Below are 12,233 nucleotides of genomic sequence, written 5' to 3' on the forward strand. Positions count from 1 at the left end.
GAGAGTCACAGCTGAACCTCCCGCCCGGTGAACCAGCCCGCGCTCTCCAAGGTCCGACGGGCGTCCTCGACGGTGAGGTGGCCATATGTGTCGATCGTCGTGGTGATCGAGGCGTGTCCGAGCAGTTCCTTCACGCTCTCCATGCCGGCGCCCCGACGCAGGAGCCAGGTGGCGTAGGTGTGCCGGAATTGGTGGGGCTCGAAGTCGATGCCGGTCCGGCGGCGCAGCCGTATGACCAGGTCATAGACGGCCGCGTAGGTGAGCGGCCGCCCATGCGGTTCGGCCCAGAGGTTAACGAAGACGTAGTCGGAGTCCAAGGCGCCGTACTCATCGTTGAGATAGCCGGCATAGAGCCGCATCAGCTCGGCGCTGGCCGGGATCGTTCGAGCACGATCACCCTTGGCGCGGGCACGATTGTCGTTGAAGCGCGGTGTGACGGTCACGGCGCGGCCGGCGATGTCCATGTCCTCGTGCCGCAGGCCCAGGGCCTCGCCGATACGAACGCCGCAGTCCAGCAGAACCCCGAAGACCAGGCGATCCCGCAGATGATCGCAGGCATCCAGGATGGCCTGGGCCTCGGCAGCGGCCAGCACGTGCGGCCGCGGCCGCGAGGACCTCAGCTTGATGGTTCGCCTCCGCTGGGCCATGTGCTTGGTGACGTGGTGCAGGAACGGCTTGTAGGAGGTCGCTGCCGATCCGCGGCGATGCCCTGAGGGGAGGTTGGTGATCAGAAGACCGGCCAGCTCGACGCCGTGCCGGGCGTGGAACTCGCAGAAGGAGGTCAGGGCCGCCAGCTTGCGGTTCACGCTCGCCGCCGAGCAGTGGTGGTCAACCGTGGGCAGCACGGTGACCTTGCCATGGCGGGCCTCGGGCGACAGCCGCAGCCAGGCCACGAACCCTGCCACGTCTTCCAGCGTGGCGGTCTTCCAGTCGAGGTCGTGGCCGGTCAGGTAGACGAACCAGTCCTTCAGATCGTGAGCGTAGGCCTTGACGGTGTTCGGCGACTTCTCGATCGAGGTCAGGTAGGCCAGGAACTGCTCGACCGGCTCGACCGGGACGTGTTCGTTGCCGAGCAGAGTCCAGGACTCCGCCTCCGAGTCCGGCATGAGTACTCGCTGTACGCGCATCGCATCTCCCGCTTCCGTGCTGGACAGCGGAAGGTAATCGCATCCACCACGTTGATCGGGAAGGAGTTAGCGCAGGTCATACACGTCATAGACGGAGCCTTGAGGGCTCAAGATAACGAACCCCAGACGGGTCGTGCCGCTCTTGTTGCCCACCAGTTCCCAGTCGCTGTCTACCAGCGTCCAGGCGTCGATCAGCTCGTCCGGGTCCCACTCAGTCTGCACCCGCGCGCCTTCCTGTGATCGCTGATCCCCGACGGCGTAGGCGCCCCCTACCGGCAGGTACGCCGCACCCGTGATGATTACGCACTGGAATTGATATCTACCACTCGGTTACTTTGCCCCTCGTCGTAGCTTCGGGAGTACTGGGCCGTCTTCGGGCAGCGATGGTTCTACTTCACGACCCCGTGGGGGCTACAGATGGAGATCACCTCCTGCGCCGATGGCACGTTCTACCGGGGACTCCCCGGCGAACGCATGGCCCCGCCAGCAGAGGTTTCCGAATGACCCCGGTATCGGGCCTGTTCGGCGGCCGGCCGCGACATCGGCCGGCCGAAGTCGGCGCATAGGCGCGCGGACTGCTCGACGATCTCGGTTTCGTCGTCACCGAGACGAGTGACATCTTCGCGCTCGACGCCGATCTCACCGGCTACGCCCTCATCGTGCTCGGCTGGAACAACGCGCTGACCACCGAGGACCTGACCGACGCCCAGGAGAGATCCCTGCTCTCCGCCGTCGAGCAAGGCACTGGGCCGATGGCTTGGCACGGTGAGGATACGGTGAGGATCTCGTCCAAGACCTGGGCGACGTGCTTGAAGTGCGGCAGCGAGAAGTGGTGGTCCAGTGCGGCGCAGTCGATCCACTCCTCAACGATGATCATCCGGTCGGAACGGTTCGGGTCGGCATAGGGCTGGTAGCTCAGGCACCCCTCCTCGGCCAGGGACGGTGCGATCATCGCGTCCAGCTTGTCCCGGAGCCGCTGCTCCTGACCGGGCTTGGCGACGAAGCCGGCCATGATGGTGAGCGTGTTCGACACGGCAGAAACTCCTGATCTGATGTGGTTGGTGCGGTGTTCGCTGGCGAACGATGTCCATCCTGCGGCACCTGCCCAAGACCATCCAGAGCTCCGCTCCACCCCGGCCTGCCCTGCCTGGGCCTGACAGGACCAGGCAAAACGGACACCCGCGCGCCGATACGCCATCGCCGCTGACAGCCCCGCCCCCGGCCGGTTCATCGCGAGCATCCGGTAGATCCACCAGCACTTGGCCGCAGGGATCACCTCATCTGCCGAGGCCGCTCGCGCCCTCGGCAGATGAGGTGACGCGCTCGCAGATACGGCGGGTCCTGCTGGCCGAGGGCGTCGGCGTCGCCCTCGCTCCTGGGCCGGCAGCCGTGATCCGCACTTCGCCCCGAAACGACCCACGTCGTTTGGTCACCCGCGACGACCCGCTGAGGTGGCCGGCCGGCGGCCTGGTTTGATTGACGTCGGCGTCAAGGTTACATACTGGCCGCATGGTCTTCACACAGGCAGAACTCGACTATCTGGCCGGACAGCATCTCGGCCGTCTGGCCACCGTCTCTCCCGCCGGCCAGGTGCAGAACAACCCCGTGGGGTTCTTCGTGGACGCCGCCTCGGGCACGATCACCATCGGCGGGCACGCGCTGGGGGTGTCCAAGAAGTTCAGGAACGTCCAGCAGGGCAGCACCGTGTCGTTCGTCGTGGACGACCTGGCCTCGGTGGACCCGTGGGTGGTGCGCGGCATCGAGATCCGGGGTTCGGCGGTGGCTCTGACGGACCACGAGCCGCCGGTTCCGTACTTCTCGCGGGAGATCATCACGATCACGCCCAGCAAGATCATCTCTTGGGGGTTGGACGGGGCTCGGTCGAGCCGCAAGGTGTGAAAGCCCGTGGACCCTCACTGAGGAGATCGCGCGAGTTTCAACGCCCCGCCGGCGCTCGCGTCAGCCCGGCGGCCGGTCGAGCGGCTGAACGAATCGGTCGGCGCCCGGATCGGTCGCAAGGGCAAGAGTGGGCATGAACGCCCCGGGACTTGTCGCGATCGGGCGCAAAAACGGCCTGGAGCGTCAGACCCCGGTCGGCTGGTTCCCCGGCCCGGACAACAGCGGGCTGACCGCGCCGACCGGGCGGTCCGGCGTGTGCTGCGGCAGAAGGTCCACCTCGGCCTCCTCGACGAGGCCTGGACCCGGAATCGGCCCCGGCACGCGCAGGCTTGGTCGTTGAACCCGGAGTTTCGACGTTGCCATCGGCACTTCTTCGCAGCGGACGCCGCCACGCGGATCTGTCACGGCTACCAGCGCCGTCGGATCCGCCGGCTCCGAGCGGATTTCGGCACATCCATAGACGTGACGCTCGACGGACGAGCCCAGTCAAGGCCCGTGCACGACTTTTCATCGGAGAGATCCATGAGCTTATTCACCGCCAAGGACATCACTCATCTGCGGGCTCACCGCCTCGGCCATATGGCCACTGCGGGAAAGACCCGCACGGACCCGGTCACCACATCGGCCTGGTACGCGCCAGCGCCGACTGCCCATGAGCAGGAGGGATATCGGTGAGCCACGGTTTCGTGCCCGGCGAATCGGCCGTCCGCCGGGCGTTGCGTCGAGCCGGGGACGGGGTCGCCCTCGATCGGACCGAGGCCGAGACGCTGCTGCACGCCCGCGGTGCGCAGTTGGAGGAGTTGCTGGCCGCCGCGTCCCGGGTGCGCGACGCGGGGCTCCTTGAGGCGGGCCGACCGGGCGTGATCACCTACTCCCGCAGCGTGTTCGTCCCGCTGACCAGGCTCTGCCGGGACCGTTGCCACTACTGCACGTTCGCCACCGTCCCGGGACGAGTGCCGGCGGCTTTCCTCAGCGAGGACGAGGTGCTCGACATCGTCCGGCGTGGCGCCGAGCTGGGGGTCAAGGAGGTCCTGTTCACCCTCGGGGACCGGCCGGAGGACAGATGGAGCGCGGCACGCGAGTGGCTTGAGGAGGCCGGCTACCCGGACACGCTCTCCTACGTGCGAGCGATGTCGATCAAGGTGCTAGAGGAGACGGGGGCGCTGCCACACCTGAACCCGGGTGTACTGACCTGGACCGATTTCCAGCGGCTCAAGCCGGTGTCAGCGTCGATGGGCATGATGCTGGAGACGACCGCGACCCGGCTGTGGTCGCAGCAGGGCGGGCCGCACTACGGCTCGCCGGACAAGGAGCCTGCCGTCCGGCTGCGGGTGCTTCAGGACGCCGGGCGTAGCTCGGTGCCGTTCACCACCGGGATCCTGATCGGCATCGGCGAGACCCTCGCCGAGCGGGTGGACTCGCTGTTCGCGATCCGCAAGGTCGCCCGGCAGTACGGCGGCATCCAGGAAGTCATCGTGCAGAACTTCCGAGCCAAGCCGGACACCGCGATGGCCGGCATGGCCGACGCCACGCTTGAGGAACTCGCCGCGACGGTCGCGGTCGCCCGCCTGGTGCTGGGACCGAAGATGCGCATCCAGGCGCCGCCGAACCTGATCGCCGGCGAGTTCGAGCTGCTGCTGCGGGCCGGGATCGACGACTGGGGCGGGGTGTCGCCGCTGACCCCCGACCATGTCAACCCCGAGCGGCCGTGGCCACGCGAGGAGACGCTGGTCCAGCACACGCAGGCGGCGGGGTTCTCGCTGGCGGAGCGGCTGCCGATCTACCCGGAGTACGTGCTGCGCGGGGAGCCGTGGCTGGATCCGCGAGTCGCCGGGCATGTCGCCGCTCTCGCCGACCCGGCGACGGGCCTGGCCGCGCCGGACAGCCGGCTTATCGGACGGCCGTGGCAGGAACCGGAGGTCACGCTGATCTCGTCCGGGCGGACCGACCTGCACGTGTCGATCGACACCGAGGGCCGCACGTTGGACCGCCGCGACGACTTCGACTCCGTGTACGGGGACTGGGAGACACTGCGGACTCAGGTGGCCGCGATGCCTGCCGCGAGGTCGTCCCGCCCGGCCGGTGGGCTTCGCCGGGAGTTCTCCACGGCGCTGCTGCGCGCCGAGTCCGACCCGAGTGGGCTGTCTGATGGGGACAGTCTGATGTTGTTGTCCGCCGGCGAAGGCCCGGAAATCTCGGCGCTCGCCGCGCTGGCCGACGACGTCCGCCAGGACGCGGTCGGCGACGAGGTGACCTATGTGGTCACGCGGAACATCAACTTCACCAACGTCTGCTACACCGGCTGCCGGTTCTGCGCGTTCGCGCAGCGGCGCACCGACAGTGACGCGTACACGCTGTCGCTGGAGCAGGTCGGTCAGCGAGCGGAGCAGGCGTGGTCGGTCGGCGCGACCGAGGTGTGCATGCAGGGCGGCATCCACCCCGACCTGCCCGGCACGGCGTACTTCGACATCGCCGCCGAGGTGAAGCGGCGCGCGCCGGGCCTGCATGTGCATGCCTTCTCGCCGATGGAGGTAGTGAACGGCGCATCGCGGACCAACCTGTCCATTCGCGACTGGCTGAGCGCCGCCAGGGAGTCCGGAGTGGACTCCCTGCCCGGCACCGCGGCCGAGATCCTCGACGACGACGTCCGCTGGATCCTGACCAAGGGCAAGCTTCCGACGGCGTCCTGGATCGAGGTCGTGACCACGGCCCACGAGCTGGGCATCCCGACAACGTCGACAATGATGTACGGCCACGTCGACAACCCGGCGCACTGGGTGGCCCACATCAAGCTGATCAGGGACATCCAGGCACGAACAGGCGGGTTCACCGAGTTCGTGCTGCTGCCGTTCGTCCACACGAACGCACCGCTGTACCTGGCCGGCATCGCCCGCCCCGGCCCCACGCACCTGGAGAACCGGGCCGTGCACGCCCTGGCCCGGCTGCTGCTGCACGGCCGGATCCCGAACATCCAGACGAGCTGGGTGAAGCTGGGCCCGGCGGGGGTGCTCGACGTGCTCCGCGGCGGCGTGAACGACCTGGGCGGCACGCTGATGGAGGAGACCATCAGCCGCATGGCGGGCTCTGAGAACGGCAGCTACAAGACGATCGCCGACCTCGAGGCCCTGGCGCACGCCGCCGGTCGCCCCGCTCGCCAACGAACGACCACCTACGGCGAGGTCGACGAGGAGCGCCTGGCGACAGGCCGTGAGCACGACGGCGTATGGCGGCCGAACCTGCTACCGCTGATCAGCGGCTAAGCCGCAACCCCACGAGTATCCGAATCGAGGAGTCGAGTGGAGCGTGGAGTGGACCTGGTCGTCCCGATCAAGAACCTGGACCGGGCCAAGTCGCGGTTGCGTGGCACCGTGCCGGCGCACAAGCACGCCGGCCTCGTGCTGACGCTGCTGCTGGACACCGTGACGGCGGCCGCGCAGGCCGGCGGGGTGCGGCGGGTCCTGGTGATCTGCGAGGACGAACGGATCCCGGCAGCGCTGGCCGGCACCGGCGTGGAGTGCGTCGATGAGCGCGGCCTGCCCGGCTTGAACGCGGCGCTGAGGTTCGGCGCGGCGTACCTGCGCACGCCGGGGAGCACGGTCGGCGCGCTGCAGGCCGACCTGCCCGCGCTGCGCCCGGCCGACCTGTCCGCGGCGATCGAGGAGGCCGCCGGGCGGCGCGCGTACTGCGCGGACCGGCCGGGCACCGGCACCACGCTGCTGCTGGCCGCACCCGGGGAGCCGCTCCATCCGAGCTTCGGCCCCAGATCCGCCGACGCGCACGCCGCCACCGGCGCCGTGCGCGTCGGCGGGTCGCTGGCGTCACTGCGGTGCGACGTGGACACCGAAGACGATCTGGCCATTGCGGCCCAGATCGGACTTGGAAAGTTCACTCTTCCGTTCGACCACGCGATCACACGGTGGTCCGAAGAAGCGGATGCCGACTGGACCGAGGACCGCGCCAGCGAGGTACGAGCCAGACCGAGGGCGCGACGAAGGCAAGACAACATCCGGCAGATATGCGAAGCGACCAGTTCGACACAGGAGGAACGTTGATCGACGTGACAAGCCTGACGGTGGGGGTGCTCGGCGGCACCGGCCCGCAGGGCAAGGGCCTCGCACTGCGCTGGGCCAAGGCCGGCATCAAGGTGATCATCGGCTCGCGGAGCGCCGAGCGCGCCGGGGCGACGGCCGCCGAGCTGGGCGACGGCGTGACCGGCATGGACAACCGGGGCACGGCCGCCGCCGCAGACGTCGTGCTCGTCGCGGTGCCATGGGAGGGCCACGGTGAGCTGCTGGCATCGCTGCGGGACCAACTCGTCGGCAAGATCGTCATCGATTGCGTGAACCCGCTCGGCTTCGACAAGCAGGGTTCGTTCGCGCTGCCGGTCAAGGAGGGCAGCGCCGCGCAGCAGGCGGAGAAACTGCTGCCGGAGTCCCGGGTGACGGCCGCCTTCCACCATGTATCGGCCGTGCACCTGACCAACCTGTCAATCCCCGAGCTGGGCATCGACGTGCTCGTGCTCGGCGACGACCGCGAGGCCACCGACATCGTGCGCGCCCTGGCCGATGCGGTGCCGGGCATGCGCGGCGTGTACGGCGGGCGGCTGCGCAACGCCCACCAGGTTGAAGCGCTGACCGCAAACCTGATCGCGATCAACCGCCGTTACAAGGCACACGCGGGAATCCGCATCACGGACGTGTGATGATTCCGCTCTGGAGCCGCGCCTCGACCGGCCGACGCCGCGGACCGGGTCGATCAGCCGAACCCCACCGCGATTTATGCCGATAGTCGGCATATTCTTTATTGACGATCAACTACAACTACGACATCTGGCCTGAGCTGCTGGGGGAGCCGGCCCGCTGTTTGTGACCTGCGGCTCACGCGGAGATGGGCACTCCCGCCAGCGCACCACAACCCTGCGGACGCTCCCCGGGCCGCCCACGCGGCACTACCCGTGGCCCTGCTCCCCGCCATCCGGCCATCAAAACGACCGACCAGGCGGCCTGACACTCGTCACCGGGTTAAAAGCGAAGCTCAGAGGCACGTTAGGGCGAATATGAGGTAACGATTCGGGGGCGGCGGCGAGGGCGCGTGTCCCGTCCCACCGCAGTCCTGGACGTCCCTTGGCGGGCCGGGGGCCGCACCTTTCTGCATCACTCAGGCGCCGGCGACCCCAGGTGGCTCGCCCGCCAGGCGGCTATGAAGGACACCCTCATGCCCCACGCCGCCACCGGTTACCGTCTCCTGCTGCGCACCCCCAACGCCGTCGCCTTCTTCCTCACCGCCGCTGTCGGCCGCGTCGGCGTCGCCATGACCGGCCTCGGCCTGGTCTGGTTGCTGCACGCGGTGAGCGGGCGTCTTGGCCGCGCACTCGCCGGCACAGCTCGGCCACAGCCAACGGCTCTTGAGCAGGGTGGGCGAGGTCGTCGGGGTTCATCGCGCCTCCAGCAGGGTGGCAAGCAGACGCTCCCGGTCGGCCTGGATCGCCGCGCTGGCCCGGTGCAGCTTGGCCGCCAACTCCCGACCGGTGGATGTAGCGCAGCGTGGTGGACACGTCTTGATGCCCGACGTACTGCGCGATCTGGTCGATCGTCCACTCGGCGCGGGCCAGATCGGTCAACCGCAGGTGCCGGAAGGTATGCGTGCACAGTCGCGGAACCCCGGCACGCGCACCGATGCCGGTCACGATCTTTGACCAGCTCGCCGCGCCCAGCGTCGCGCCACGGTTACGACAGAACTGGCTGATCAGCAGCCGCCCGGCCCGGCGCCCACCAGCAGGCGCCGCTCGACCAGGTAGGCGGCGTGCTGCCGGTCCCACTCCTTGGGGATCCACGGCGCCTTCTCCACCCGCCGCACCAGCCCCTGATCACCAGCGGGTCGATGCCGACCGCAGCGTAGAAACCGCAGGTGATCCTCGAACGCGCGGCCATAGGCGGTGATCGTGTTGGGGGCGCGGCCGATGTCGGGGGTGGACTGCAGCCGTCTTCGAGCGTGCTCGTGCCCTGCGAACAGGGGGAATCTGCCCCATGTGATCTCTGTCATGGGCGACCAAGGCAGACCCGCCAGACTCCGAATAAGGCCACGGCTAATCATGTACGAGGTCGTAAGTGGGAGTCGTCAGCCTCGGTGGATTCGCTTCTCTCCCCGAAGTGGACATGCTTGTGACCGATAGTGGTATGTCACATTCTGTTTGTTTTGCGCTTGGGGATGAGGTCGGCCGGCTCATCATCGCCGACGTCCGATCTCTCTGGGATCCGTCTGGAATACGTCCGCCACCTGCGGCTTTCTGGCCAAGACCGGATCCGACGGGAAGCCTCCCGCTGTAACGCGCCAGTAACGATTCGTTAATGACCGATTGACCTGCGTTGACTTGCGTGGGAATCGACTGCTTTCTTTGTCCCACTGTGTTGGAAATCATTTGATTTTGGGCGATCATCCAATCTGGTCACCCGGAATCTGGACTTCAACCCACCCCTCAAGGGCTTCCGGCCCGTTCCAAGCAAGGGACGCCCACATGTTTGCCATTCGCCCTCGTCACCCTATTGCGCTAGTCGCACTGGGTCTCGCCGCGACCTTCGGACTCGGGGCATGTTCCTCGGGCCAGGAACCCATCAAGCCCGGTAGCGCCGTCGCCTCAGTCGACGGCAAGATCGCGATCACATATCTGCAGAAGCAGGGGGACCAGGAGTACTTCGTCGGCGAAGCCGAAGGAGCCAAAGCCAAGACAAGCGAGCTGGGAATCGATCTGAAGGTCGTGAACCTCGGCAATGACGCCAACAAGACGATCAGCGAGACGCAGTCGGCGATCGCGCAGAAGGCTCATGGCTTGATCGTCGTGGTTCCCGACCCCGCCGTGGGACCCCAACTCGTGAAGACCGCACAGGACGCCAACGTCGCACTGCTCACCTCCGATGACCAGATCTGCACCACTGGTCCCGACCCCGCGACGTGCGGTGCGGACGCGCTTGTGCCCCGTGTCGGCTTCAGCGGTTCCCAGATGGGCGGTGAGGTCGGCAAGAGGGCAGGTGAGGAGTTCAAGAAGGCCGGCTGGAAGGCGGAGGACACTCGCACCATCTCCGCATGGAAGCAGGACGTCACGGTCTGCACCGACCGGGTGAAGGCCTCCGCGGAGGCCTTCACCACAGCTTCGGGCGCGACGGTTGGCTATGAAGGTGAATCTGGGAGCCACATGTCGGTCGGTTTGAGAGCCACTTGCTGATCAATTGTCTTGGAAATGTTGGTGAAAACGAGAGCCATGCCCGTGGGTCCGGGCATGGCTCTCGTGATGGCCGTCTCCTCCCGAACGTGTCCTCAGCCGCCAAGTAGCTCTGCAGTAGATCGCGATCGCGGTTCTTAATCGCCACGCGGGAGGCATACCGACAGGCAGCGGTGGTTCGGAGGAGGTGCGATGCTTCCCGATCTCGGGAACCGCTCCGACGGGGAAGCGCGCTGGCGCGTTGCAAGTGCTAACCGGGAGATCTGATCTTGGCGTGGACGCTCTTGGACGATGACTGGGGGCGGGTGTTGAACAACGCCAGCGCAACCCGGCTCAGCTTCAGCCAGCGTCACTTCGGGTGACTTAGGCCACGGCCGGCGGCGATCTCCTCCGCGCTGAACACACCGGTGGTGGGATCGAGCACGGCCTGGCCGTAGCGACGAATCGCAGTGATTTCACGGGCCATCTGGAGGTAGGTCTCCCGGTAAGTCCGTCCCTCGGCCTGGCCGCGAGCGGATGGGGATGCCTTGGTGCGGCTTGAGGTTGCTGCCCGGCGGAAACGGGCGGCCATTAATTGCAGCCAGGCATCCTCGGTCAGGTTGGGCGGAGGGGCGCCTTCCAGCATCTTGGCGGTGCCACGGTAGATCATGGCACGCCCGGCGAGTTCATCGTCGATCAGTGAGCCTGGGTCGGGAAATGCGGGCTGCTGCGGCGATGTGTCCCAGAGTTGCGCGGCACGAGCGCGCAGGATGAAGGCATACTCGTTGACCGGCGGGAACGGGGTCGCGACCAGGACGGCGTCGCGGTCGCCTTGCCAATAGGCGCGGCGCGCCATGGGCGCCAGGATGCGGTCGATGGTGGAGCGGGACATTCCGGTGATTTCATGTACTTCGGAGGGGTCAACCCCGGAGGCCAAAGCACCCCGCACCAAGGGGTCGCGGCGGTCGTCGAGGTCGCGCTGAGTTTCGACATAGGCGCGGAGAATGATCTTGGCTTGGTGTGGATCATCGAAGGCGAGAGCCGGTTCAACATCATCCATGCATCGAAATACGCCATATATGTATCGTGCGATATATGTTTCGCTGAACGAGATGAGCGTGACGTTAGCCTGGCCTAGGGCGTGTCTTCAAAGTGTCATAGCCACATCAGTAGCGAGGCGAGGGTGACCGCGGCCTGGTAGGACTCGGCGGTCTTGTCATAGCGGGTGGCGATGCCACGCCATTGCTTGAGCCGGTTGAAGCAGCGCTCCACGACATTGCGGCGCTTGTACAACTGCTTGTCGAGACCGGTGGGCGTCCGCCCCGCGAACCGCGCCGGGCCCGGTTGCCGACCTGGTCGGCGCGCTCGGGAATGGTGTGGGCGATGCCGCGCCGCCGCAGCCAGGCGCGGATCGCCCGCGAGCTGTAGCCCTTGTCGCCGATGAGGTGATCGGGCCGCACGCGGGGCCGCCCCATGCCGATCCGCGGCACCCGGATGGCCTGCACCAACTGCGCCAGACGGGTGCAGTCGTTGACGTTGCCGCCCGTCACCAGCAGCGCGAGCGGGCGGCCCCGCCCATCGCAGACCAGGTGGATCTTGGAGGTCAGTCCGCCCCGGGAACGTCCAAGCGCCGTCGCGCGCCCCCTTTTCGCGCCCCGGCGGCGTGCTGATGGGCGCGCACGATGGTGGAGTCCACGCATACCAGCCAGTCGACGTCGCCGGCGGCATCGGCTCTGGCCTGGACCGCCTGCAGCATCGCCGTGAAGGTGCCGTCCAGGGCCCAGCGGCGAAACCGGGTGTGCAGCGACCTCCAGGAGCCATAGCGCTCGGGCACATCCCGCCAGGCCACCCCGGCCCGGAACTTCCACACGATCCCATTGAGCACCCGCCGGTCATCGGCCCGGGGCCGGCCCATCCCCGACTTCGGCAGCAACGGCTCTAACGCCTGCCACTCAGCATCGGTCAGCTCATAACGTCGCACCACGACTTACATGTTGCACGACTCCCACCCA

11 protein-coding genes and 1 pseudogene are annotated in these 12,233 nt (G+C 67.4%); 5 read left to right on the top strand and 7 right to left on the bottom strand.

Annotated elements, in window-relative coordinates; translation table 11 throughout:
- Positions 1–5: 5 nt before the first annotated feature.
- The 3 genes from ACQPYK_RS28885 to ACQPYK_RS28895 all read right to left on the bottom strand — a co-directional run bounded on the left by ACQPYK_RS28885 (position 6) and on the right by ACQPYK_RS28895 (position 2,160).
- Positions 6–1,127: a tyrosine-type recombinase/integrase gene (locus tag ACQPYK_RS28885; RefSeq protein WP_433237430.1), complete on the bottom strand. Its 1,122-nt coding sequence runs from the start codon at positions 1,125–1,127 to the stop codon at positions 6–8.
- A gap of 66 nt (positions 1,128–1,193) precedes the next feature.
- The gene (locus ACQPYK_RS28890; RefSeq protein ID WP_433237433.1) at positions 1,194–1,349 is read right to left on the bottom strand and encodes a hypothetical protein; all 156 of its coding nucleotides are present in this window, start codon (positions 1,347–1,349) and stop codon (positions 1,194–1,196) included.
- Between the two features lie 424 nt (positions 1,350–1,773).
- Entirely contained in the window at positions 1,774–2,160 is a 387-nt protein-coding gene (locus tag ACQPYK_RS28895) for a putative quinol monooxygenase (protein ID WP_433237436.1), read from the bottom strand.
- 476 nt (positions 2,161–2,636) lie between these two features.
- Between ACQPYK_RS28895 and ACQPYK_RS28900 the strand changes: the two genes are divergently transcribed.
- The 4 genes from ACQPYK_RS28900 to npdG all read left to right on the top strand — a co-directional run bounded on the left by ACQPYK_RS28900 (position 2,637) and on the right by npdG (position 7,728).
- On the top strand, positions 2,637–3,026 hold the full coding sequence (locus ACQPYK_RS28900; RefSeq protein WP_433237439.1) for a PPOX class F420-dependent oxidoreductase: 390 nt from the start codon (positions 2,637–2,639) through the stop codon (positions 3,024–3,026).
- Positions 3,027–3,697: 671 nt separating this feature from the next.
- Complete coding sequence (locus ACQPYK_RS28905; protein ID WP_433237442.1) at positions 3,698–6,286, top strand: bifunctional FO biosynthesis protein CofGH; 2,589 nt, start codon at positions 3,698–3,700, stop codon at positions 6,284–6,286.
- 36 nt (positions 6,287–6,322) lie between these two features.
- The gene (cofC, locus tag ACQPYK_RS28910; RefSeq protein WP_433237445.1) at positions 6,323–7,078 is read left to right on the top strand and encodes a 2-phospho-L-lactate guanylyltransferase; all 756 of its coding nucleotides are present in this window, start codon (positions 6,323–6,325) and stop codon (positions 7,076–7,078) included.
- Entirely contained in the window at positions 7,042–7,728 is a 687-nt protein-coding gene (gene npdG / locus ACQPYK_RS28915; protein ID WP_433237448.1) for an NADPH-dependent F420 reductase, read from the top strand. Before cofC ends, npdG begins: the two co-directional genes overlap by 37 nt.
- A 576-nt stretch (positions 7,729–8,304) precedes the next feature.
- Here the strand turns inward: npdG and ACQPYK_RS28920 are convergent.
- Positions 8,305–8,859 carry a tyrosine-type recombinase/integrase gene (locus ACQPYK_RS28920; protein WP_433237451.1) on the bottom strand — a complete coding sequence of 185 codons (555 nt, stop codon included), beginning with the start codon at positions 8,857–8,859 and terminating at the stop codon, positions 8,305–8,307.
- The gene (locus ACQPYK_RS28925) at positions 8,772–9,068 is read right to left on the bottom strand and encodes a hypothetical protein (protein WP_433237454.1); all 297 of its coding nucleotides are present in this window, start codon (positions 9,066–9,068) and stop codon (positions 8,772–8,774) included. The genes ACQPYK_RS28920 and ACQPYK_RS28925 overlap by 88 nt, the downstream gene beginning before the upstream one ends.
- 472 nt (positions 9,069–9,540) lie before the next feature.
- Here ACQPYK_RS28925 and ACQPYK_RS28930 point away from each other — a divergent pair, with 472 nt between their 5' ends.
- Positions 9,541–10,245 carry a substrate-binding domain-containing protein gene (locus ACQPYK_RS28930; protein WP_433237457.1) on the top strand — a complete coding sequence of 235 codons (705 nt, stop codon included), beginning with the start codon at positions 9,541–9,543 and terminating at the stop codon, positions 10,243–10,245.
- 346 nt (positions 10,246–10,591) lie between these two features.
- On the opposite strand, the gene ACQPYK_RS28935 is transcribed toward ACQPYK_RS28930, so the two are convergent.
- Together ACQPYK_RS28935 and ACQPYK_RS28940 are read right to left on the bottom strand one after the other, a co-directional pair.
- The gene (locus ACQPYK_RS28935; protein WP_433237460.1) at positions 10,592–11,281 is read right to left on the bottom strand and encodes a hypothetical protein; all 690 of its coding nucleotides are present in this window, start codon (positions 11,279–11,281) and stop codon (positions 10,592–10,594) included.
- A 95-nt stretch (positions 11,282–11,376) separates the two neighbouring features.
- Positions 11,377–12,202 (bottom strand): annotated as a pseudogene (locus ACQPYK_RS28940) (IS5 family transposase).
- Positions 12,203–12,233: the final 31 nt, after the last annotated feature.

Origin of the sequence: Streptosporangium sp. CA-135522 (assembly GCF_050949235.1) — a bacterium.
In the GTDB taxonomy this organism is placed as follows: domain Bacteria; phylum Actinomycetota; class Actinomycetes; order Streptosporangiales; family Streptosporangiaceae; genus Streptosporangium.

Bases quoted from the DNA above. Each gene is read 5' to 3' on its own strand.
- ACQPYK_RS28885 (WP_433237430.1), bottom strand. From the start codon at position 1,127: ATGCGCGTACAGCGAGTACTCATGCCGGACTCGGAGGCGGAGTCCTGG.
- ACQPYK_RS28900 (WP_433237439.1), top strand. From the start codon at position 2,637: ATGGTCTTCACACAGGCAGAACTCGACTATCTGGCCGGACAGCATCTC.
- npdG (WP_433237448.1), top strand. From the start codon at position 7,042: ATGCGAAGCGACCAGTTCGACACAGGAGGAACGTTGATCGACGTGACA.
- ACQPYK_RS28925 (WP_433237454.1), bottom strand. From the start codon at position 9,068: ATGACAGAGATCACATGGGGCAGATTCCCCCTGTTCGCAGGGCACGAG.
- ACQPYK_RS28930 (WP_433237457.1), top strand. From the start codon at position 9,541: ATGTTTGCCATTCGCCCTCGTCACCCTATTGCGCTAGTCGCACTGGGT.
- ACQPYK_RS28935 (WP_433237460.1), bottom strand. From the start codon at position 11,281: ATGGATGATGTTGAACCGGCTCTCGCCTTCGATGATCCACACCAAGCC.